Origin of the sequence: Ruminococcus albus AD2013 (genome assembly GCF_000526775.1) — a bacterium.
GTDB classification, from domain to species: Bacteria; Bacillota; Clostridia; order Oscillospirales; family Ruminococcaceae; genus Hominimerdicola; species Hominimerdicola alba_A.
The window spans coordinates 2,811,424-2,835,945 of the sequence record NZ_JAGS01000001.1 but is presented as its reverse complement, the minus strand read 5'-3'; the positions used below and the strand labels follow the sequence as shown (position 1 = coordinate 2,835,945).

The 24,522-nt window shown below is 37.6% G+C and carries 22 protein-coding genes; all 22 read right to left on the bottom strand.

Going from position 1 to position 24,522, the window contains the following annotated elements:
• Nucleotides 1-144 precede the first annotated feature (144 nt).
• A complete protein-coding gene (locus N773_RS0112650) occupies nucleotides 145-972 on the bottom strand; it encodes a hypothetical protein (RefSeq protein WP_024858125.1) in 828 nt (275 codons plus the stop codon).
• Between the two features lie 4 nt (nucleotides 973-976).
• Nucleotides 977-2,449, bottom strand: coding sequence for an AAA family ATPase (locus N773_RS0112645; RefSeq protein WP_024858124.1), 1,473 nt, complete (start codon nucleotides 2,447-2,449; stop codon nucleotides 977-979).
• 41 nt (nucleotides 2,450-2,490) lie between these two features.
• Nucleotides 2,491-3,381, bottom strand: coding sequence for a DNA cytosine methyltransferase (locus N773_RS0112640; protein WP_347495438.1), 891 nt, complete (start codon nucleotides 3,379-3,381; stop codon nucleotides 2,491-2,493).
• Nucleotides 3,382-3,432: 51 nt separating this feature from the next.
• On the bottom strand, nucleotides 3,433-3,804 hold the full coding sequence (locus N773_RS0112635; protein WP_024858122.1) for a hypothetical protein: 372 nt from the start codon (nucleotides 3,802-3,804) through the stop codon (nucleotides 3,433-3,435).
• A gap of 181 nt (nucleotides 3,805-3,985) precedes the next feature.
• Nucleotides 3,986-6,166 (bottom strand): type IA DNA topoisomerase, encoded by a 2,181-nt coding sequence (locus tag N773_RS0112630; RefSeq protein ID WP_024858121.1) that lies wholly within the window; start codon nucleotides 6,164-6,166, stop codon nucleotides 3,986-3,988.
• Nucleotides 6,163-6,672 carry a helix-turn-helix domain-containing protein gene (locus tag N773_RS0112625; protein ID WP_024858120.1) on the bottom strand — a complete coding sequence of 170 codons (510 nt, stop codon included), beginning with the start codon at nucleotides 6,670-6,672 and terminating at the stop codon, nucleotides 6,163-6,165. Before N773_RS0112625 ends, N773_RS0112630 begins: the two co-directional genes overlap by 4 nt.
• 131 nt (nucleotides 6,673-6,803) lie before the next feature.
• Nucleotides 6,804-7,550 carry a helix-turn-helix domain-containing protein gene (locus N773_RS0112620; protein WP_024858119.1) on the bottom strand — a complete coding sequence of 249 codons (747 nt, stop codon included), beginning with the start codon at nucleotides 7,548-7,550 and terminating at the stop codon, nucleotides 6,804-6,806.
• A 91-nt stretch (nucleotides 7,551-7,641) separates the two neighbouring features.
• Nucleotides 7,642-7,827 carry a hypothetical protein gene (locus tag N773_RS0112615; RefSeq protein ID WP_024856315.1) on the bottom strand — a complete coding sequence of 62 codons (186 nt, stop codon included), beginning with the start codon at nucleotides 7,825-7,827 and terminating at the stop codon, nucleotides 7,642-7,644.
• 226 nt (nucleotides 7,828-8,053) lie between these two features.
• Complete coding sequence (locus N773_RS0112610; RefSeq protein ID WP_242840384.1) at nucleotides 8,054-8,431, bottom strand: hypothetical protein; 378 nt, start codon at nucleotides 8,429-8,431, stop codon at nucleotides 8,054-8,056.
• A 276-nt stretch (nucleotides 8,432-8,707) separates the two neighbouring features.
• Nucleotides 8,708-10,702 (bottom strand): VirD4-like conjugal transfer protein, CD1115 family, encoded by a 1,995-nt coding sequence (locus tag N773_RS0112605; RefSeq protein ID WP_196231644.1) that lies wholly within the window; start codon nucleotides 10,700-10,702, stop codon nucleotides 8,708-8,710.
• A 264-nt stretch (nucleotides 10,703-10,966) separates the two neighbouring features.
• On the bottom strand, nucleotides 10,967-12,787 hold the full coding sequence (gene mobL / locus N773_RS0112600) for a relaxase MobL (RefSeq protein WP_024858116.1): 1,821 nt from the start codon (nucleotides 12,785-12,787) through the stop codon (nucleotides 10,967-10,969).
• Nucleotides 12,787-13,296 (bottom strand): hypothetical protein, encoded by a 510-nt coding sequence (locus N773_RS0112595; protein ID WP_196231643.1) that lies wholly within the window; start codon nucleotides 13,294-13,296, stop codon nucleotides 12,787-12,789. The genes mobL and N773_RS0112595 overlap by 1 nt, the downstream gene beginning before the upstream one ends.
• A gap of 247 nt (nucleotides 13,297-13,543) precedes the next feature.
• Nucleotides 13,544-13,933 (bottom strand): hypothetical protein, encoded by a 390-nt coding sequence (locus tag N773_RS0112590; protein ID WP_024858114.1) that lies wholly within the window; start codon nucleotides 13,931-13,933, stop codon nucleotides 13,544-13,546.
• Between the two features lie 16 nt (nucleotides 13,934-13,949).
• Entirely contained in the window at nucleotides 13,950-14,591 is a 642-nt protein-coding gene (locus N773_RS0112585; RefSeq protein WP_024858113.1) for a hypothetical protein, read from the bottom strand.
• Nucleotides 14,581-15,369, bottom strand: a complete 789-nt coding sequence (locus N773_RS0112580) for a hypothetical protein (RefSeq protein ID WP_024858112.1) — start codon at nucleotides 15,367-15,369, stop codon at nucleotides 14,581-14,583. The genes N773_RS0112585 and N773_RS0112580 overlap by 11 nt, the downstream gene beginning before the upstream one ends.
• Before the next feature lie 59 nt (nucleotides 15,370-15,428).
• Nucleotides 15,429-16,673, bottom strand: a complete 1,245-nt coding sequence (locus N773_RS21320; protein ID WP_024858111.1) for an Ig-like domain-containing protein — start codon at nucleotides 16,671-16,673, stop codon at nucleotides 15,429-15,431.
• Nucleotides 16,674-16,677: 4 nt separating this feature from the next.
• Nucleotides 16,678-19,356, bottom strand: coding sequence for a VirB4 family type IV secretion system protein (locus tag N773_RS0112570; protein ID WP_024858110.1), 2,679 nt, complete (start codon nucleotides 19,354-19,356; stop codon nucleotides 16,678-16,680).
• Entirely contained in the window at nucleotides 19,316-19,678 is a 363-nt protein-coding gene (locus tag N773_RS0112565; RefSeq protein ID WP_024858109.1) for a DUF5592 family protein, read from the bottom strand. Before N773_RS0112565 ends, N773_RS0112570 begins: the two co-directional genes overlap by 41 nt.
• A 2-nt stretch (nucleotides 19,679-19,680) precedes the next feature.
• Complete coding sequence (locus N773_RS0112560) at nucleotides 19,681-22,488, bottom strand: hypothetical protein (protein ID WP_024858108.1); 2,808 nt, start codon at nucleotides 22,486-22,488, stop codon at nucleotides 19,681-19,683.
• Between the two features lie 91 nt (nucleotides 22,489-22,579).
• The gene (locus tag N773_RS0112555) at nucleotides 22,580-22,960 is read right to left on the bottom strand and encodes a hypothetical protein (protein WP_024858107.1); all 381 of its coding nucleotides are present in this window, start codon (nucleotides 22,958-22,960) and stop codon (nucleotides 22,580-22,582) included.
• A gap of 16 nt (nucleotides 22,961-22,976) precedes the next feature.
• Nucleotides 22,977-24,053, bottom strand: a complete 1,077-nt coding sequence (locus tag N773_RS21315; protein ID WP_024858106.1) for a DUF3991 and TOPRIM domain-containing protein — start codon at nucleotides 24,051-24,053, stop codon at nucleotides 22,977-22,979.
• A gap of 12 nt (nucleotides 24,054-24,065) precedes the next feature.
• A complete protein-coding gene (locus tag N773_RS0112545) occupies nucleotides 24,066-24,410 on the bottom strand; it encodes a hypothetical protein (protein ID WP_024858105.1) in 345 nt (114 codons plus the stop codon).
• Nucleotides 24,411-24,522: the final 112 nt, after the last annotated feature.

The following is a 24,522-nucleotide window of genomic DNA, read 5'->3' as shown; positions in this document are numbered from 1 at the left end:
GACTGCTCACAGCCGGTCTTTTATAGCGCGTTTTTATATTTGAGATATTTCAAATTTATAGTTTGACATTTTATGGTACAGTCACAGAATTTTTGATAGCGTTTGCTGTATCCCAATAGCCATTCACTTTTGCAACAACAGCTACTATAGTGAATTCAAAAAAGTTTTGAATTCTTCCTGTCTATTAACAATTGATTTATATAAACATGCTTTCCAATAGTTTTGTCCATAAATTTCTTCAAGAGTTTCAACATCATCATTTAATACATCAATTGCACTTTCGTAGTGTTCTTTTTTTAAAGATTTTAGCAATGACTTAGATTTTACAGCTAGCTCATCGGAACATCTATCTTTGTATCGATTAATTAGTTTTAAAGATTCATAGTGATTTTTTATTAATTCCGGTGTATTATCCTTGAGTGAAATTTCAATTGAAGGAGTGTAAGGATCATCGAAACAAATGTCGATTAGCAAGTATTGTTCTTGAGGAATAGCATCAAAATAAAAATGAATCGTCTTTCTTATAACTGTACTTTTATTTTTGTTACATTTATAACAACAAGGGATAAGATTAGGTATGAATACAATGAATTCAGTGAAGTATGTCTCGGGGAAATAATGATCTAAAGTGTTTGATTCAGAAACAAGACAATATGGGCAAGTTGACTTCTTACCATCAGGTAATTTGCTAAACAGTTGTTTTCTTTTTTCTTTAAAAGCAAGACTGTTATTATATGCATTTCGCATTATTCCTTCATATTCAGTATAATCAGTAATCGGTGTAATAGCACTTAAATTGTTTTTTTGGGAAAGGTATAATTCATACCTTTCAAAAATTCCTTCTTTAACACTATTTAACTTTTTACGATCATCTTTATGTTTCTTTTGCAAAATATTGTTGAATAAAATTTTATTATCATCTAGTATCTCTTGATCACCATTGAAATCATCTAAAACAGTTAATTCCGGCATATTATTACTTCTCCTTACAGCATGTTTTTAAATATATTTTTGCATTAAGAGAAAGATTATTATTGAATTCTTTCAATATTTCATCATATGAAAGAGTTTTACTCATTGCTAATAACACGGATTTATAACTACTTTCAGAATTAGTAACATCGAATATATCATCCGTAATACTTGTAATATCTTCTCCAAAGCATTCAATATCAGGATTCCTAATTAACAGTTCGTTGTTTATTCTAGTGAGTGTCTGAATATATCTTGATGGTATCTCTTGTATAATTAACGGAGAATGAGTAGCTATTATAGCATATGAGTTAAACTCATTCAATAATGATGAGAACATTCTCATCATATTAGCAATAGCATTAGGATGTAAATGAAGCTCAGGTTCATCAAACAGAATAATTGATTCGTTTTCTATGTTTGCTATAGCTTCTGTTATAGTACAAAAAAGAATGTGTTGTCCGGAACTGAGCTTGATTTCATTTTTCGGATCATTTAGTATTTGATCAATCAGTTCACTGTGCTCTTCTTCTATTATTTCACCAATTACCTTTTTCCAAGAATCAATTCGTTTTTTTTCTTTAATTATTTTTATTGAGTTTATTAAATTTGAATGTAAGTTTTCTAATGAGAGTGTACCCGATTCAGATTGTATTCCACAATAAACATAACTGATAGAGTTATAATTGTTGTGTCCAGAAGGACGTTTAATGAATTTATCGAATGCACTGTATGATATAGAGATTACTCGATCAAACAATGGTCGTTTTCCGATAAACATTTCTTCACGTTCATCAGCAGAATATTTGAGACCACTTAGTGAATTGGCTAGATATTCTAAAATTGTTGTTTTTCCCGTACCGTTTTTTCCGATAAGTACATTGATTCTATACGGTATATTAGTGGAGCTACTGAAATTAAAATGCAGCTCCGAAATTAATTTCGAAAACGGAAGTTTAACTGCATAATTAAATGACATATCATTACGTTCTATATCGCCTGATAAGCATAATTTTAAGGCGTCATTTAATGCTTTTGAAGCACTGGATTCTCTTAAAAGTGAGGTTCTTACGCCATGCTGGTTAAGAAATCTTTCATGCAGCTCAGGATGTGTTGCAAGGTCATTTAATCTATTTAGTATATCTTTATAGTCTTTAGGAATAAGCTCTATTATTTTCTTATAAAAGTTCAAATCTTGTCCTAGCGAACAAAATACGTTGCTGTCAAGTTTTTTAATATTAGTACCGATTACTTTTTGGACTGGTTTATTGTATTCATCTGTCCTATATTTATCAATGTAATAGCAATATATTTTGATTGTTCCAATCCAATTGATGATTCCTTCTCTATCTGCATATACCATATGAAATGTTGTATGGTAAAAAAAATCATCCCAACTATCTGAGTAAAGTAAGACGGTGTTGAAGTATTTACCATTTTCGGGTGGCCAGCCTATGTTTGTATTTATTATGTCCATTAAATAACTCCTTATTGATTGCTAATGAATAGTATAAAAAACTATTCGTCAATATTTGAATCGATATATTCGTAACTCATATCTGCAAAGCATTTTAAAATTGCTTCAAATATAATTTTAGCGCCTTTGCATGGTACAGCCATACCAATTTGTTTTCTTACGCCTTCCTTGCTGCCTATGAACTCATATGAGTCCGGAAATGTTTGCAGTCTTGCTCTTTCTCTATTGGTTAATGCTCTTGGTTCTTTCCAATGATAAATATGTGTTCCGCCGCCACCACTGCCGGTAACAGTATATGACGGTTTGCAAGGATCAAGGCGCTTATAAATTTGGCTTATTTTTGCTCCTTTGACATTTAGCTGCAGATGTTCAGGAAGATTTGCCGTAAAAGCATTTTCACCTGGTTTTATATGCATTAGTCGTTCAACAACATGAGGTGATTGTTTTGTTTTTTCGTTGTTAAATGCATCTGCTGGTATAGGAGGATTCTCAATAGCTGTCCTGCAAGTATTATCAATGTATTTATAGGGTTTTGGAGATGGGACACGATATACAACGTCAAGATCTTTTCTTATACCAACTATAATTATACGATGACGAGCTTGAGGAATTCCATATTCTTCGAATTTGTAAAGGTGAGGGACTATGTTGTACCCTGCTTTTTTTAATTCTGATAGAATCTTTTTAAAAGCTTTTCCATCATTTGCTGTTCGTAATCCTCCAACATTTTCAGCTAAGAACCACATTGGTTTAAACTTTTTTAGAGCTTTTACACCATATGTATACAGCGGACCATATACACCCTCTATGCCTTTCTGTTCGCCAACAACGCTGAAATCGTTGCAAGGAAAACCAAAAGCAAGAGCATCAATTGGTGACAATTGTGACATATCAAATTTCCGAATATCGCCGTGATAAACGCTTTCTTTTATTGCAGGTCTGTCTAATATACTTCAATATTATAAAAGCTCAGAAATGACAGTTTATTTGCTAGGATTTAAAACATCATCTTCGTCAATTAAAATATGGAAATGAATACCAATCATTATTGCAAATAACATTATTATAATTTTGAAAACTAATAAGCATTTGAAAAAGATTGAGAGTATATTTAAAATCGTTATACCATAGCATACACCAGCAACAGAACCTATGATACCTCTAAATATTTTATTCTTAAATTCTGCTGCGATAGTATCTAAAATAATGGGAATAAAAAAACCCAGCAGGATAGCAGCCCACCAGCGTATTTTAGTTGCGCATAATAAAGAGACTATTGTTGTTATAATGTCTATTGGAATACACATTCCGGCATCAGAGGTGTGTTCTTCTAAAACAATGTATCTTCTTGCCATGTTAATCTCCTTTCTAAATATCAATAATACCATCATTATTTGTTAATATATCATATATGTGCATAAAAGTCAATAGTTAGGTGGGATTTTATTTGTACCATAACTTATCTTTTGATAGTATGCGAAACAGTAACAGTAAACTGTGTCTATAGACACACTTTTGTTCAGTCGTAACCATCGCTCAAACTTCCTTTTTCTTCTCCCGGATACGCTCTATACCGACAAACTCATGTTTATTATCAGGCTTGAAAGTAACGCCGATCTTGTACTTGCCCTTGCCGTTCTTCTCCTCGATGCTGACCGTGGTGCTGCCGCTGCTTAGAAGAGCCTTGCAGTTGGATTTGGACAGGGACATGGGCTTGGTGTAGTTTATTTCCTTTCCATCCTTAACAAACGAGAAGTGACAGTATGTATTTTTGAATATGACGAATTTGCACCCGCTTTTGTAAGCCGAACAATAGAAATTTTTGTTACCGTCAAGTATATCACTGCCGCAGAAAGGGCATTTTCCTAAACTGTTGCTGTCTGTAAATTTCTGTGCGGAACAAACGGTAACGTCCTGTGCGATTATCCTACGAAGTTCATCGGCTGTTTTATCTATTGAGTGCTGCATTGTTTCTTTTCCAAGTTCGACCGACTTTATCATCATGTTGAATTCGATGTTTCTTTCGGTAAAAAGGTCGATATTCAGCTGATGAAGATATCTAATGAAAGCTTCACCTTTTTCGGTGCAGTAATACTTTCCCTGCTTTATATCGATGTATTTATAGGTCTTTACGCATTTGGTTATAAGTCCAGTTCTGGTTGCTACAGTGCCTATCTCCATACCCTTTTTTACAGCTTCATACAGTTCACTGTCATCGGCAGGGGAGTCATCGTTATCCTGGGCAGATGATGATTTAGCAAAAGGCGCTTTAAGGTACGCATTAAGGGAATCAATGGTATAACGCGGAGGGGCTTTTGTCATCTTATTATCGATGACCCAAGAGAATGATACAAGTTCTCCGGGAGAAAAAGAAGGGAGCGTTTTGTTATCCTCATCATTATCATCGGTTTTCTTATGCGGTTCATATCGACGGAAACCCGGAGTAAGGGGAGTATCACCCTTAATTTTGAATTCGTGAGTGCCATTGGTGAAAACTATCACGGTCCTGTTGACGGTACAAGGCGGAGCAAATACCGCGCAGAAACGCTTGACTATCGTGTTATAGACCTTCTGTTCATCATCGGACAGAGCACTTTCATTTGTCGGAAAGTTAAGCGTAGGTCTGATAGCGGAGTGACTTTCCACCTTGCTGCTGTCAAATATCTTTTTAGTGTCCTTGTGTTCAAGATCGAGGGAGTATACAGCATTCATCTTGTCAGCAACAGCGAATACATCTGCTTTTTCTTCTTCTGCGAAATACTCAGTATCAGCGCGGGGATATGTAATAAATTTCTTGTCGTATAACGACTGGATAATGGGCATCGACTTGTCGAGTGTCATGCCCAGGTCCTTTGATAGCTTACCTTGCAGCGTATCGAGAGAAAACATCTTTGGGGGAGTGACAACAGCTTTTTTCGTATCGATGCTGCCGACCCGAAAGACACCCGATGACAGTTCTGTAAGCCGCATCTGTGCCTGTTCCTGAGTATCGTATTTCTCCTTATCGGTGACAGTGACCTTTATGCTGTCCTTTTCCGTTTCACCATGAAGCTGAAAATACGGTGTCGATACGAAGTTGCGTATTTCAAGTTCGCGCTGATACACGGTATCGACTATCGGGATAATTACACGACCAACGCCCCAGCCTTTACGGACATTAGCTTTTTGCATCAGATAACGGGAAAGATTATATCCGAACAGCCAATCCACGAATGTTCTCGCATAGCCTGCGTTAGCCAGATCATCGTATTTGCTGTCACTTTCCAGCGAGCTAAGGGCTTTCAGTATCGTGCTTTCAGTCTGTTCCGGTAGCCACAGACGATACACAGGCTTTGTGTTCCTAGCGACGCGGAGCACGTTACGCACGATGATCTCACCCTCACGGTCCGCATCACCGCAGTGTATGATACCGTCGATCTCGGGCATATCCATCAGCTTCTTGATAAGCGAATACTGCCTTGCACAGTCCTTGCCATTCGGGAACAGTCTGAAATTCGCAGGTATTATAGGCAAAACCGCAGTTTCTCCCTCCGGTACATATTTTTCAGGCTCCCCGAGAGTAAGCAGATGCCCGAAACAGAACGTTATCACGTAGCTGCTGCTTTCATAATAATACAAGTCTTTGTTGCCTACACGCTGAACATTCTCACGATGTGCTATCGCATCTCTTGCATTCTTAGCTAAACTCGGTTTTTCGCATATTATAAGCTTTTTCATTCTTTCTTTTTCCTTTCTCTTGGTGTTCTTGGCTGAAATCGTTCAGCCTTGTATACTGCATCAAAAAAATCGGCTGGAACTTTCAATGCATAACAGATACGTTCGAGCATCTCTAGATCAGGTATGTTGTCACCACATTCCCATGTGTATACAGTGAACTTAGTGCAGCAGATAGTATCAGCAAGCTTAGCTTGTGATATACCCGCCTGCGTTCGTGTTTTCTTTAGCAGTTCCGCAAAGGATACATTTGCTTTAGGTTTAGTTTTGGGTGGTTCATCACCTAGCTGAAACTTAGCTTCCATCATCATGAGCTCATAGTAGTTCAATCCAAATCTCCGGGAGAAAAGAAAGAACGTGTTCGCTATCACGCGGATATCGTTCTCAACCCCGGCTTCAATATTCCCTAAGTCACTTGCCTTGAATCCACAGGTTTCTGCGCAGTAATTGATCGTGCCGTAATTCTCACGCATTATTCTCAGATAATCACGAGCTGTTATTTTCCTCATAGTAACACACCTTTTCCTCACAATAATACGCCGCTTTATATTCTACGATAATATACATAGTTTTATAAACCAAATATTTTTTTTCTTTCTCTAGGATAATACAAAGTGGGTACTGATAATGACAGCTCAAATCAGCCCCCACCCTCATCGTAAAAATAATTGCAGCATTTTTTCCCAAAAGCCTTGACAAAATCATTTTTATGTGATATTATCATGTTGAAGTCGAGTATTGCAAGTTCTTGACTATATCGTGATTGATGTGAGAGCCTTGTCCGAGGGGCTCTCATTTCTTTTGCCCTTTTTTTCTTTATTCGCCCCTTGACCCTCAGTACAATGAAGTACAAATTATCTGTGTGATCGCCTGCCTTTGTTCTGCGCCTAGTTCGGAATATGAGCCTTGTTTTTATCAACGCACCAACAAGCTCTATGACTTCACTGCGTTTAAGCTGCATCATCTCGGCAAGGTCATTATAGCTATGGAAGAAGGACCTTTTATTGCTGTCAGCCAACTTACAGAAAAGCGCATACGCATAGAACATCTTCTGTGACAGACCCAACTTGAAAACGTCGTTAGGCATATAGAAATAATCCGCGAGGAAAGAAAAGGCTTGCAAATCGTAGTGAGTTGCACCCAGACAGCCGTTAGAACGTGTTTGACGATATTGATGAGTAATTACCCCTTTCTCAGACAAAGCCTTTAAAACACGCTTTACGGTCGCTACAGACAGCCCACAGCTTGCTGCTATCGTTTCCTGCTTGATGCAGACTGCATATCCGTTGGTTGTCAGCTTGGTGTGACGGTTAACGATGCTGTACAGGCGGCAGGCTACCATTAGTTCGTTACGGGACAGCTCCAGCAGTTTATTTGGTATTTTCATTTTACACCTCGATTAATTATTTTTGCAAATAAAAAACGGTAGACAGGTGGTATCTGTCTACCGTTTATTATACAGTATTAAATACTGTATGTCAAGAGTTTTCCTCAATATATTTATCTACGAATTCTTTGAATAGAGCGTTTGGCGTTGTATTGTTTTTGTACGCAAGTTCTTTAAACTTAGCAGCCTTTTCTTTACGAAGTCTGACTGCTAAATTAGTTAAGTTCTCTTTGCCCCATTTGATATTGGCTTTCTGATGAGCTTCTGAAACAGCCATTGTGTCACCTCCATATCACTGCATATCCTGTGCGAGGGTTCGCGCTAATTCTTTATTATAGTACATGGTTATCCCTTTAACACACCATTACAAAGTGCTATATAACACGGTAATATCGTGTCGTAGTTATCATTCCCCGCCTGCGGCGGGTGAGGATAACCGCCAAGTGTTTCAAGTTCCGATATAATACTAATTAATGTGGTATTAAGAGCAAGCCCGTATGCCTTTAGTATGTGTTATCAAATAGAATACATTTCGTGTTTTGTTTGAACCATTCCATATATTCTTTTTTATGGCGAATAAGGAATATAAATTCATCAATTTCAAAAACCATCTCGATTAATGAATTTTTTGCAAATTCAGCCGCAACTGTATCTATGATATGAACTTCATTTTTATCGTTTGAAATTATATACTGATTTCCATCTAAAAAAATACCTTTATAACCGCTATCGTTGCAGATCATATCAGAATATTCCTGTATTTTTGTTTCATCATTCGCCTTTATAAATCCAACAATGATATCAACATCATCAATATCACCTACATCAGAAAATAAATAATCCTTAAATTTATCTATTGTCATACTATCATATTTTTTCATTATATTTTCAATCGTCATAATATCACCTATTTTATGGAATTTTGCACGGATAGACAGTCCAGACTTGATCAAAGTCATCATAAATTAATCTAATATGCGTTTCTCCTTTACAAATTCAACCGTCGTAAGCTGGGAAACAGTGCGTATTTAAGGCTTTTGGCTGCTTTGGTGCAGTGATCTTACTTGTGGTGTGTTAAGGGGATAACCATATTATAGTATATCCGAAACAGGATAGTTTGTCAACCTTTTAAACGAGAAAAATTGACAGTTCATTAATTAGTACACATTGTGAGAGTTATCTATGTACTTACGAATTTCTTCACGTTCTGTCATATCCAGATTGCCGCGCCCGATAGCCATTTTTATTATTTTTTCGACTTCGCTCAGATTATTGTTTTTATACTCGTTAGTGAACTGTCCTCCCGACAGTTCGTCAAGCTTTTTAATGATGACTTGCAACGTTGATTTGAGAGCAACGCTTTCATTAACAGAATTATTAGCAAAATCAGTGCGGACATTCTTTTCAAGCTTGACTTTTTTACGTGCTTCAAATGATTTACGAACATCGTTCCAGTTGGTCACAGGTTGCGCAAAACCGTTCTCATCATTTACCATCACCGGTCTTCTTGTTTTCGGGTCTATTATAGGCGTGAAAAGAGGTTTCCATAGTAATTCCATATCAAAAATAGTATCAGAAAGGGGCATATCTATCAGGTTACAATCTTTTGCGATATCTTCCTGAGTAGTGATCTTGATCTTTAGTCTGTAGAAAGGCTCAAATTTGGTTTTTATTGGGTACATTCTTTGTCTTTTGGTTATAGCTGAACCGAAAGGCATCGTTGACAATTCACTTGCAGTCATGAGAGCACGTCCTTCAACAACAAGGTTCTGATGTTCTACAAATTCGCTGAGTTTACCGCTGTATGTTGTGTATTCGATAGTTGTTGTTCCGAGGATCTTTGAGAAGTATTCATTTGTATCATTGTCCATAGAATTGATATAAATCATGTTGCCGCAGTTAGATCGTATTGTTTTGGCAGCATCACCATACTTTGTGTCAAGCTGATTAAGATCCTGTATAAACATATTAAAAAGCAGATTTCGTCCTGCACCGACTGTTATCTTACTGTCCATATCAGGAATTCTGACCATGTTACCAAATTCATCCAGGATAAAATGCACACGCTGCGGGAGTTTCTGACCAGCACACTTTGCAGAAAGTGAAACCAGTGTATTATAGCACTGATTCACGAACAGGGAACTGATTACCCAACGTGCAGGATTGTCATCGGGAACAACCATAAATACAGCCATAGGCTTTTCGGGATCAACAAGTTCATAGAAGTTGATCTGATTACCCGAGGTGAGCTTAGCGATACCCTGATCTGAGCCGAAAATATTGATATTAGATGCAAGAGTTGAAAAAATAGAAGAACGCATCTCGCCAGACGAAAATCGTGATACCGCATAAGCAGCCACGGCAGGATTCTGAGGATCCTTGCGCTGGAGTTCTTGAAAGAGTTCATCGAGAGCATTAACTTCACGTTTTTCACGGCGTTCATTTTGGGCACCGAAGTCAATAAACATCTGATATACAGAGTACATTGATACATTTTCGATGCAGTTGTTATCGTATCCCTTTTCAAGAAGATATAGTATCATGGCTTTTAGAAGTGCTTTTGCGCTTTCGGGCCAGATAGGATCCGATTTATCATTATGAGTGAATGTGTCAGCAACAGAATCTATCATAGTAATACAAATGGATAGATCATCATTTTCTTTGCGACAGCGTTTGTATTCGTCTATGATTACTTGCAAAGGATTCCATAAAGATGATTTTTTCGTATCTCGCAGATTCAGCACCACTACATTATATCCGTTATCTTTTAGTAGTTTATAAGTATTTTCCAGCAGCTCACCTTTAGGATCGTTTAGCACCATGCTGTGCTTTAGTTTAGATAGAGCGATATGACGTATCATAGGCAGCACGAATGTCTGACCTTTACCGGAACGTGTAGTACCGATTATAAGGCTGTGTATCGTTTCGCAGTCTATGTAGTATCTGCCGTTTTCGTATGCAAGTATTATACCGCTTTTCTCAGCACTTTTCATATCATTAGCAGGGAAGGAATAGAACAGTTTTTTTAGTTCTTTTTCTTTTAGAAATCGGTCTTTACCCTTGATCTCCTTGTTGTCATGCGTTACGTGCCACTTGACATCGAGCTTGAAAGTGATATAAAAAGCAGTTGCAAAGGTTATTAGTAAAACCATTGGCAAATCAAATTCTTTGGGCTGTTTATAGAGAAATTCGATTTGGAATTTCATGATTTTATTTACAGCTTGCTTATCATTAAGGACAGATACGGCCTTGGTTGCAAGTACAAAATAATTGAGCGCGACATTTATCAGCAAAAAGAAAAACAGTGAAAAGCCCAGTAGCTGACTTAATCTCACCAAACCCCTGTTATCTTTGTTTTTTTCTTCCATTTCATCATCACCTATCCATTTCCTTTTTCTTTCCTCTCGGATAACACCTTAATAGTATGGAGTGTATTCAAGATAATCATCATTGCTGATCTGATTCTCATAGTCGAATTCACGTTGAAGTTGCTTTATATGTGCATCATATTCAGCCATTATACTTCTAAGCTGTGACCAGCACATATTGGCATTATAAGTAGATGCAGCTACTGATCGACGCAGCATCGGTGCTTTTTTTGTTCTATTTATGCTTTTACCGCGGTTGGTTTTTACAGGCTTTTGAGTAGATACGTTTGCGGTGTTTTGAGTTGTTTCTTCGCTTTCTAGCTTTTTCTTATATGACTGCGCCACCTTATGCGCGATCTTGTTTCCGTTTTTGTATGAGTTATTAAGATAATATAACCCCTCTTCGGGACTATTGTTTTTTAGCATCATTATTCCGTAAGCATATTGTGCATAAGCGTGACCGTTATCGGCAGAGCGCCGCATCCATTCTGCACCTTGCTTTATATCATCGTCAGCCAGATAAAGTTTGCCCAGCTGATACTGAGAATCACGGTCATTATTGTTTGCCGACATAAGCATATATTTTTCTGATAGTTTTTTGTCTTTATCCTTGTAGTACATACCAAGTGTAAATGCAGCTGTGTCAGAAATATCGGCAACACTTTCAAGTCGTTTGATGTCATCATCGTCTTTGATAAGACCGAGCGCTTTGTTCGCAATATTATAGTTGCTGATGTATTTGTTATTACTGAGCAGATAATCCCGAAGTTCATCAATATCCTTTTTTTCTTCTCTCCCGGATACACCCTTATCGCTCAACCGTTTTATAAGTTCATCGGACCCGGTATCAGGATATTCACCGTTTTTCATTTCCTTAATGTGTTTTAGCAGAATGTTTCCGGCACGATTATAGAAGTCCTCCATCTGATGTTCCGAATAAGTAAGCGCCTGCGATTCGTCACCATAAAAATCCTGATACTGCCTATCCATCATACCTAATGACGACACATACAAATCAAATGACTTTTTTAGTTCAGGATCCGAGCCGATTATCTCATCAACACACTTGTCGATCTCGCGCTGGAAAGGTTTCATGCGATGATTACCATACTGCATTGCGATGTTCGACGGAAATTTATCCGCCAATTCAAGCAGCATCTTTTCGGCACCTCCCATAGCATCGGACAGCTGAGGAAAAAGTATCTCACGTTTGATACGTGTGATCTCTGGTGTATGTGTCTGATTGATTATGCCGTTTGCTATCGTTGACTTTAATGTTTTGATAGCATCCTGTTCTATGCAGTTCTGATTTTTATCTTTGTGATTCCTGCGTGTAGTTCTTTCCAGCGGATACATAGCAAAATGTATGTGGATATTATCTGTGTTTTCATGTATCGCACCTATCCAGTTGATGTTATCAGCGGAAAGCTTGTCTGACTTGTCGATCATCTTATTGATACCATTACGTGCGACATTTTTCAGCTTAATATAGTCAATGTTACTTCCAACAAGAATACCATTGTTACGCAGAAACTCATTGTTAAATGAAATTACCCCACTATATTTGGGACAACCATTTTCACGAGCTGTCACTTCCTGTGTCCTATAATCGTTTAGCTGTTCGTGCGTGAGCAGATCGTGTTCAGTATCAAATGCGCCTTTCGATTTTTCATCGTTCTTCATATAGTCGAGAAAGTCTTTGTATTCTTGCTCCTTACTATGCAGTTTAGGAAGAAATGCAGATGGTCGTTCCAGGTAGTCAGTAAAATCACCTTTAACATATTTGGTATTGCTGTTACTTTGTGTATCAGATCGGATGTACCAGTTGTAAAGGAATTGTATTTTGAATACAACGGCGGGTGTAGCCATTAGTATCCACCTCCGAAGTTAGCTTTATTAATTGCATTTTGCCGCATCTGAGAGTTGTAATTTTGTTTTGCCTGCTGTATGCTTTTATGTATCGTTTGGCAGTTAATGTTCTCATCTGCTGTATCTGTATTTTCTACTCCTAAGAAGTTTAGGTAGCTGTTAACTCCGTCTCGTGTTTCGTAGGTGAATTCTTTAATGTCACCAATCTGATGTGACAGCTTGGATAAAGCTACTTCCATACGGTCAAGCCTAGACGCTATATCAGATTTAGCCCGTTTACGTTCTGATGTACTCGGCAGTTCACCATAGTCGCTTGTGATGTTTTCGGCAATGGCTGCTTCCAGTATCAGCACTCTTAATAATTCTGATGTATTTGTAAGACCACGTTCTGTTTTCAGTAGGTCTAATAAATCTAATGTTCGGTCATCCAGTGAAAATAGTCTTTTGGTTTTGGGCATTTCAATCACTCCTTTTTTTATTGCGGCTGATAAATAGGTAATAATGAGCATAAAGAGAGTGATATCACTCTCAGTAAGAAAGTGCGGTAGTACCGCACTTTTAGGCTAGAAAAAGTGATATCGTATCTATTGAAAATGTATATACGGATATACTATAATAGATATACGGATATACTTCATTCAGCTGAATATTTTCAAAACAGATATACGGATATACTCTTTTATATATACAGATATACTGTTTTTAGCTATTTGGATATACGGATATACTCATTTAAGACGCTGATTTTTGACTGAATCAAGGCGAAGTTTGTTCCGCAGATTCTATAATCGCTAAAAGCTGCTTAGAATTCAAGTCGTTTACATCGTTTTTATCCAGTTCAGGATAAAGAAAATTTTCAAGTTTCTGCGTAATTCTAATCAATCTTAGCAGTGTTCTGTAAACATCTGTAAGGACCTCGGTTGAATTTGCAGATGTATTTTTTATCTCTGTTTCACACAGAGATCGAACGATTTTTGGAAGATATTCAACCATTTCATCATTATTGCAGGCAACATATTCATTGATAATCTTGCATAGAAGTTCGTTCCTTGAAGAACAATTGCGTTTACTTGCAATTAAATCAAGCTGAGTTATCGTATTATCATTTAATCCTCTTATGATGATATCATTCTTACTTTTACTCATATAAATTACTCCTTTTTTATTCTCCGGGAGAGAGGAAATTAGCACCAATATTATCAAAATAGTCCTCGGCTGTGCCGAATTTTTTCTCGATTTTCTTTCTGTTGTAGTTACGGATAACGAAGCAGCTTGAAGCAAGATATAAGAAGAAACCTTGTTCAAGGGAGTTAGGAGCAAGGTCAAATTCTAATATATTTTCAAGAGGTTCGTCAAGCTTTTTATTGTCCAAAGTGTATGAACTTAGGTTTGTATCTTTACTGTTTTTAAAGCACAAACGAAATTTTTCATAGCTGTTATTAGCGAATTCTGCTCGAAGAATATCTTCATAAGCTACATTCAGAACACGCTTGAAACGATAGCTGTTTGTATAATATATAAGCTCCATCTTACGTTCTCCGGCATATATTTCAAGCAAGTGTTCATCGTGCTTTGACGTGTTTTTGAATAGAACAGAACCAACGATAAGAAGTATTATACCTAACCACAGGAATATGCTTGGCAGCCTGAGAACGAACAGTAACATACATACTATACCGGCAGCTATTATACCTATGTTTTTATAAAATACTTTCTTTTTTACTCTGACATTATCGGTGAAATCCTGTTCAACACCATCGCGGAATTCGCTGTACGGATATTCAAAAAAGTTATTATCGTCCATGATATTCTCCCATGTCAAGGTTCAAAATATACTGCCTGTCTACTTCAAAAGCTTGATGATCTGTTTCCTGTGAGAACAGTAATACGTTATCGAGATGGTTATTTATATATTCGATCTGCTTATCTGTTGCAGTGCTTTTACCAAATCCGTATTTATATTCTGTCACCCGAAAATCAACATAATCGCCGTCAGGATACCAATCGTTTTCATCAAAGAAATCTCTGATATGTTCGTAAAATGTATCGTTATCCATCATATTCATGGAAATTGCTACACTATTTCCTGCATATGAAATAACGCAGAAAGTGAAACCATCCGAGCCGTAACTGTCAAGATTATCCTGCAAGTTTTCGGAAATATCATCTCTTATTCTTTCGGGAATCAGACCGTCAATCATTATCTTAGAGTATTCATCGTTAGTAATATACCTCTGCTTGTCGATGATATTTGCGCGTACTGCGAAGTCTTCAAGAGCACTTTTTCTTGTCATCATATAGTGTCCGTTGCTGACACCATCTGTTGTATTACCGGTCCATGTTGCATAAGTAAGATCGGGTAGACGAACACCGACAACAGTATTATTTATTTCCATCATTACGCTGTAGTTGTCCAGTCCGTTGAAATTTCCGTTCTCGGGAAACGATCTTCCGCTCTTAAAATCATCAATTCCTTGCCTGATTATGTAGTCGATTTCTTTGTCAGATCTGCCGAAATAAGAAAGCTTAACATCGTCATGAAACGGATATTTATCGTATGATATATTGTTTCTATCAGTCATTTTTTATTCTCCTTTTTTAATGCTATCTGTGTCTATAGACACATCTTTTATTGAATGCTCTATGATACAGTGACCATACAGCTTGCTTTCAGACCGCCGTCATTTGTCGTTGCGGTGATTATAGCCTTACCTTTTCCGACTGCTTTTATCTCTCCGTCTGCATCGATAACAGCAATATCTTCACGGTTACTCTCCCATTTTACTGACTTGTCATCTGCATTATCTGGTGATATTACAGCCTTGATTTTATGTTTTTCACCGATTTTAAGAGTAACATTATTGGCAGCATAGTCTGTTTCAAGCTTGATACCGTCCACATGAATAATAGCTCTTGTGACAGGCGCAGGTGTTGTTGTAACGGTTGGCTGAGGTGTTGTTGCTGTAGTTGTTACTGATGTTGTAACTTGCTTAGTGGTCGTTGTTTCTTCTTCTCTCGGAGGTTCTTCATAGTCGTTGTAATTATTACCTCCGCCTGAATATCCGCCACCGGAATACCCACCTGAATAACCTCCGACGTTTCCGTTTCCTACTGAATTATTATGACTAGCAGCGGAGGAACTATTATCTTTTTTTGAAGAAGATGATGAGCTTTCAGAAATTCGGCTAGTTGTTGTGATTTGACGACTGTCCGGCACAAGCATAGGTTTTGTTGTAGTTGTTGTTATAGAAGTATACTCAGGCTTTGAGGAATCATCATCATATTCGCTGCTCGTATCATCACTTTCTTGCGATGATAGATCCTTTCCTTTGGGATCGTAGTCCTTGGAATCCATGAATTCTATATCGCGCTTATCAATACAAATGACCACCTTATATGTTTTGCCTTCGATCAGTTCACCCTTGATCGTATCACCGAATTCATCGACTTTATCCTCGGCATAGCGGTCATTCTCTTTATAGGAGATAGCAATACCGATATAAGAAAACTCACTTTCAGCATCGCTTATTTTAGCAAGTGATGATATATCACTCAGCTGATCTATGGTCATATTCGATGTTACATCTTTGTATTTGCCGCCTTTATAATAATAGTATACTGACTCTATCTCAGGCTTTACTTCTTCAGTTTTGCCTGATTTTTTTATTACAGATAGCATAAAATCAAGTTCTGATTTATCTTCAAGATATGCCGCATCGGATACCTTAATCATGTAGGCACCCAATTCAATGCTTTCATTATAGAACTTACTTTTACTGTCATTAGCCTTTGTTCGTATAGCTGGATAACTCAGCATAAAGAAAAATAGTGGAAATGTTATGAGTAAGAATAAGGTATATATTATATTGCTTTTTTTTGTTTCCATATCATTACTCCTTTGCGATATCTATCAGTTCTTGTCCGAATGAAATAACAGTGCTTGCTACAAGAGTATAAAGATAATCACTATCTTCTTTTTCAAAACCAAAAATGCTGAGTACTTCATTGGTAAAAACCTTGCAGAAGTTTTCTCTGATAGCAGGATCATTTAATAATTGCTTGCCATATTCTTTCATACTCATTTCAGTATAATAACGATTGAATATCTTATGTATAATTTCACTTCTGTCTTGTGCATTACCGATGTACATCAAATCGCAATCGGTTGCAATTTTGTAGCAATGAACTTTGTTTCGACCGGCAGAAAGTGACATTAGCATTTCTCCTGCCTGAAAATTAGTTGAATTATTCAGTTCGGAAAGAGTGAACTGACTGAATATCTCATGCAGTTTTTGTATGCTGTCAGGTGACTGTTTGAGTATTATTTTATACTGTATAAGCTGGAAGATTGTCTTTATTACGTCTGTTTCAGCACTGTCCGAGGACGGAAGAAAGTCCAGGATAGACTGTGATGCAAACCATAATCCTGCATCATACTTACGTGAACGCCTGAGAAGAGTCTCAATAAATTTCGTTACCTGTCTGTTTTTTACAGAGATAAATCGGTGAGCTTCATCTAACAGACACACAATATATCGTCTTTCATGTGGACTAACGAAAGCATTATGTTCTCTGTTTTTACAAGTTTCTGCCCACATAAGGGATAAAATATTAAAAAGCTGTGCATTATAAACATTGGTTTCCATTTCAGAAATCTGCTTGACATCAAAGACGATGAGGTTTTTATCATCGATATTTACATTCGTATAGTTATCAAACATCGTACCGAAAGCACCATACTTAGATAACTGCTTGATTTGTGTTTCAAGCTTTTTATAGTTCGATCTTTCGTATTCAGACAGAGTCTGATCCTTTTGAATGTTCGTGAGATAGTTGTATAGGTCACTGAAAATAGGAAACTGTTCCGGGAGAAAAGAAGATATATCCGTTGTATCAGTTATGCCTTTTTCCTTATATACTGCGACCAGAACATCACGCAGCGCGAATAATTCATCGTCGGAAAGAGATGGATTATACTGCCCGAAGAATGAGCATATTCTGGATATTTCCAAAGTGAAGTTCATTGATATCGCTTCTGATTTTGTTATCGAAGCTCCATCATTTTCATCATCGTTTTCAGCATCAGCAAGCACCGTCATGCGTATCTGTAACGGATTTATCGTGTTGCCGCGTGACATTCGTATAACTTGTCCATCGAATATTCGCGCCATATCCCTGTATTCATTTTCGATATCTAAGACCATTACTTTATTGCCCAGGAGTAATTGATCCTGGAGCATAGTTTTTAGTGTTACAGATTTACCTGAACCTTTAACGCCCACTGCAAGCAGATCGTAGGAGTTACGTCCCTGCTTGTCGTTACGGTAAAAGCAGTTAAAAATATTCAAACCGTGAGTATCGGTATACCCGAAGAAAATGCCCGAAGGATCCGTGTGCGACTGATAATAGAACGGATACTGACGTTTATATGTATCCTGCAATGGATAAGGAGTCTGAATAGTATTGCTATCGGTTGTCATACCAAAGTATTCCGATTTCAGGTCGTTGATTGGAACAAAAGATGTAATACCTCTAGTTTCAAGTTCTACGGAAATATCTCTTACACGCTTACTTAGTTCTTCATAGCTGTCTGAAGTTACGAAAAATCGCAGCGTAGTATACACCATCTGTTCGTTACCGCTGCTTATTTCATTATATATAGCAGTCAGTTTATCAAATTCGTTCTGAGTATCGATATCATCAGCAACATCCTGCTTTATAACAGCACGTGACCGCAACTCTTTGAGGGATTGTTTGATCTCATCAATCACAATCTGCTTAGATCTGAATTTGACATCAAATGTGATAGTGCAGTCAGCGAAGGTCGATACAAGTGCAGCAAGCTCAAGGTCATTAAGGTTAGCAGGATAGTCATTGACAACCAAAGAGGTTATGTACTTGTCTTCGATCTTAAAATAATTCTGATAAAACTTAATTTCTGTAGGCAGTGTCTTATCGTTTGTTTCGGTATACGTGTGCAGTTTATCACTCTGAGTGTCGAAACACAGATACTTGTTAAAAAATTCTATGGTTTGTTCTTCGTTACAAAAAAGTACATTGGTATCTATCATTTCACGCTTGAATCGCTTGCAGCAGTCATCCAACTCAGATATATCATCAGAAAAAATCAGTAGATATGCAAGTCTGTCACTGTGATTTTCTTCAAATTCAAGAAACTCATTTTCTTTCCTTGCCATCATACGCATTATATATTTATGAGTGATGTTTCTTCGCTTGAGCAGCAGATTGTTCTTCTGCTGCTCGAAATAAGGCGATGATGTTGTAAATATGTACTTGTGAGCGCATTTCATCGATGTAGTTGCCCGGGCAAAGTTCTGGAATACGGATTCCATATCGTTGTCCGTGTAATGAAAGATATCAATACCTGATACCATCAACAACGATATGTATTTATCTTTTCCGTCAGCCTTTATCTTAAATATGAATTCCTCGTTAGGCACACTAAATGAGTTAAGATCGATCAGGTTGTCAAGAAACATCGCTGATGTAACACGGACCTTTTTAGTTTTATTTATGTTTTTTATTTTTATTTCTCTTAGACTTTTCATTTTCTTTCTCCTTGATCGTCTGCTGGTATTCAATATAATCATGATTGGAAGAACCAATAAAAAAGTTGTTGTCAAACTTAAATCGGATAAAGTTTATTAGACCGCGTGCAAAAGACTGAGAGGGATTAGTAAGTGATTTTCCGGTCAGAATGAAGTATACGATTATAGAACAAGCTATAAAAAGCCATTGCATCGCTCCACCTATCAGGGAACCTATCATTGATGATATCATGATTATGACAAAAAGCCCCATAAAACGCTGTGCAGTCAGACCTTTGAATACTTTTGTTTCAGACTTGGTCTTTTTAGGTATCATTCCCATAATTAATCTCCTTTGCGCTGATTTGTAGGCTCATTAGCAATGTTATTGGTAGGCTTATTAAAAGCATTGCCGATATTTGCTGTATTGTTCGATGTTGTGTTAACATTATTCTGTCCGTTAATTCCATCAATGCCATTTTTACCGTCATTTCCATTATGACCATTTACTCCATTTATTCCCGTATCGCCTTTTTCTCCCTTAGCTGATTCAGTTATATTTGAATTGCCTGAATCAGTTTTTGGTGGAGTTACTATACTACTGTCACTGCTTGTATTTGTAGTTTCGTTGTTAGATGTACTTGAAGAAATGATATTAGATGAGGAGTTGCTGTTTTTTTCAACATTCCATCCTTCTTTTACTCCTTTCATTCCATGAACAGCAGTAGAGACAGCTCCCTGTGAATTTCTTGCTTCACTTTCTCCAGCAAGATAACCTTTTCCAAAACCGGTAAAACCACCTGTGACTCCATCTCTTAACATACTTCCAAAGGCTCCTCCATAAGTTGCTATTTTACCTCCAACACTGTTAAAGTTTCCGTTTCCATCTGTGTGCTTTGAAATTCCATTTTCAAAACCTGATTTAGCTCCATTTATTGCTCCATGTATTTGACCAGATAAACCTCCTGCAACAGCGGCAGCAGCAGTGTTTCCTTTCTTTACAACATTACCAACTGCTCTGCTTGTATTGCTTACCGTACTGCCTGCGATCTGTGTTGCGGATCTGATCGACATTATAGCAGCTGCACCCGATTTAACGCCTGCATCAACACCAAGTATCTTAACAATAAGATCGGGTCCGTCGATGACAAACATAGCTCCTCCAACAGTGAGAGCTATCAGGACGGTAAACGGATAGTTCTTGTCCTGTGCAGATATCAGCACGTAGATATAAAGTCTAAGGATAAAAATAACAGCTATCATTACGATGTTGCACGATATAAGATTTTGTACAACTTGTTTTGCTCTGCCTGAACCACTAAGATCAGATGCTACGACCAACGGTGCTACTATCTGTGCGAAAAGCAGATCAAAAAGCAGTCTTACGATCTTAACCATAGCAAAACACATACTTATAAGTGTAACCACAACTAAAATGAACGTAGGAAGGAAGTCAAGGTAATAATAGTAGACTTCTTCATATCCGTCAACGTATATCATCGCATTAAGAGCTGCCGAGAATGGTTCATCTTTTTTTGCAGCTTCCTGCATTTCCTTAGTATGAAGTGGTTCAAACTGAGCTACGCCATTGTCTTTCTTGTCTTCAATTATTTTACGATAGTTTTCTTCCATATTCAGATATTCGATGAGGCTGAAATTGGTGCCATATTGTTTAAGATATACCTTATTATCTTCAATTCTTCTTATTAGTTCCTCAACGCTACTGGGAGAATTACCGATCAAATTATAGTAGGACCATTCAGCAGTAAATACTTTGTTGAATTCGCTTGGAATATCATTACTCAGAGCAAGTTCATTCATATACTCAACCATACGACAATTTATTTTTGTTATGTAGTTAAATGCAGGAAATGAATCATACTGCCAATGACTGTACCATTTTGGGTCTTTACTAGCATCTTCCTGTGAACTATAACCAAATTGTTCGTAATTATTTTCGTCGATCCTTTTCCATGTCGATAGATAAGGGATAGCTTTTGGCGTTTTTTTGGTCATATCTACATCTGTATATATGGTGTCACCCTCGAATATTTGTGAAACAGGGCTATAGACTGTAAAGCCATTATAGGGAGCGAACCTACACCATACTTTTTGTCCTCTATCTCTATAAACACCGGCTGCTACTACAGCTCCGCCAACTTTAGTATATATAAAATCCGTGTTACCATCTTTATCATTATGTACCTCGATATAATGATCGTCCTTGTTTGATTTCTCCCAGTATTCGTAGATTGAGAGTATAGTTGATTGATAGTCATACTGTGAAGTTGCATGAGTAAACTCAGCATCAAGCAAAGTTATCTTATCTTCCAGTGTTAGAGTCTCGTATTTTTTCTGAACGACAGCCGGGGCTCTTTGATCTCTGCCTGTATCGCTCCACTTTCTGTCAAAACTGTCAGAGTGGATCGTTTGGTTGATCGGTAAGCTATATACACGTTCCGGACTGCTTTTAAAAACGGCATTATCGGATGAACTGTACTTTAGTAACTTATTGTTTTTAACCGAATCCTTGACCCTAGTTATGCTGTTGGCAAGCAAATTTTGACCTAACGTAGGGCTCGTTATCGTGGTATCCTCGTTAATAACTATGTCTTCGTTAAATGAGCTTTTAACGCTTTTCACTCCACGGGTACGCAGGGCTGAAAACTGACTGACCAAAGTCGGTAAAGCTACCAGTAACATTATGGATACGAGCAGATTTCGGAAGAAGTCAGACAATCGCATCTTATCAGCATTAATCAGCAGCATAACTGCCGCTATAACAAGCGAAAGAGATACTAATGCCCACGCTACCGGGTATACTACTGATGTAATATTAAATTTATTTTTTATTAGAGTGTATAAATTTATATCTAAAAGGGTTGTAAGTCCTTTGTCAAACTCATCAATAGTAACGCACAAAAACTTGAGTGTGTTGTACTCGACATACCTAATAGCGTTTTTTATTCGATTGTTACCTTCAACGACCCGACCAACTTCATAGCTTACACCCCAGTCAATGCTGTCAGTACCTTCGGCTGCAACATGAACTATCGGGATAATATACACCACGACAATGAATACAGCTATAAAACAGATAGACAGTATTCTCGCTTTTTTTGTGTCTATAGACACACTTTTACTTTTACTCATTTTTATATCCTCCAATCTATATTATGTGTGCTGCAAAAAGCAGAACATTTCTGCACTTTACGGCACACATAATATGTGTGTGCCGCAGAGCTTATCCCTGAAGTGAGCCTATAAGTCCAACGCCGAATGAGAGAACAGCGACACCAACAAGTATGCTGACTGCCATGCCCTTACCTTTTTGGAGTCCCTGACCGCCACCGGTAATGAATATGATACCGAGACACATTACGCAGAATGCGGCAAGACCATAGCCGATCAGTTTGACTTGTGCGGTTGCTTCTGAGATCCATTGTGTAATTGCACCCCAACCATCGCCGCCTCCCTGAGCAGAAAGTGTTGTTCCTAAAGCTGTTTCAGCTGTTGTGATGCCCGCGGCTGATGCAGAAAATGCAGAGCATACTATCATTGTGTATACCATTACGATAATGGCAAACATCTTCTTTACCGCTGTTGTTTTGCCTTTTGTTTTCATAAAAAAACCTCCTAATTTAGCGTCTAGCGCTTGTCCTGTTATATGTAACATCGTTATCGATGTTATCACTTTGAGTAACTGTTTTTTGCTGCTGTATATATTTGCACAGCACTTCATTGTAGTCTTTGCTGTTCTTAGGTGTATGGATAGATACTTTGTATTTATCTCCATACTTCTGTAAGATGTTTTTAGCGCCCTCCCGTCCGGCAGAATCGGAATCAAGACAGCAGACGATCTCGTTTATCGACGGATTCCTTGACAGGTAGGCTTGTAATGCAACATCTGATACACCAAGCAGCGCAAGTCTGTTTTGCCGTTTCCAGCAATCTTCTCTATCACCTTTTTGCTCACCGACGATCTTTGCTATCGTCGCATGGGAAAGCAGGTCAATAGGTGCTTCAAAAAGATAGACCCTGTTTATCTCGGCTTTTGGATCACTCTTATTGCATGGCACATTAAAGCTGTATTCTATCATACTTCCGGTTGTGTTACCTTTGTATGCTTTATCTGCATAAGTATTCGTTCCGCGCTGTGTTACGCAGCGAATGTTATTATTCTCATCGTAGCCAACGAAACAGGCATTATTATGAGTATCCTGATAGATCAGCTTATCATGGAATAGAGTACTGACTATATCAGCATCTATACATCTTGTAAGAGTAAGGTACATATATACGTTTTTGTAATTGCCATTCGTTTTTTCGGGTATATATAGCTGTTTTTGTGACGGTTCCTTACTGGTTGTAGGTGCTGATGAAGTCGTTTTTTTGAATCTTGTTACAGTTTCGGTTTCAAGAGGGGAGAGCATCATACAAGCTTCCTGAAACGAAAGCCCATCGACACGCTGGAGCCAGTCGAGAACGTTTTTTCCCTTAACATCGTGACTGTTCCATGCCCATGTACGGCGGTTAGGGTAAATAACTAAGCTGTCATGCTCTATGCATTTAAAATACGAAGAAGTCTGTTTAAAGGAAAAACCTTCTTTTCGTCCGAGAAAATCTATCATATCTATCGAACGCAGATTTTCAAGCTCATCATTTGTATAGTGAACATACTCTTTCCCTGAACCTATATACGAAATACGTTTAGGCAATCAGATCACCTCCTACATAGAATTGATACCTCTGAGGATATCGACCTTTATTCTTTTTATCCGATTTATGTCAGATACATCGGATATATAGATATCATTTCTTCCAAGAAACGCGCTGTCTTTGCGGATCTGCATTTCTATGAGCTCACATATATCCTTGTTGTTGATGTAGTATCGAGCAAGTTCCAGCCGATCAATAGTACGGTCCGTAACTATATCTTTAGATGTATGGTTGATTATCCTTACCTGACATAAATCATTGTCAGAATACTTATTAAAGTTATTGACAGGATCCTTGCAAAACTCATCATACGCATTTTCAGTAATAGATTTATCGTCAGCAAAGCGTTTCAGCATAGGTCCGTCCAATCGAATATATGAGAGTAATTCGCTTATCGGAAAGACAAATTCTTTGCGAGGTCTATCAGGATATCTAAACTGTATAATAATGTTTTTCATGTCATCACCC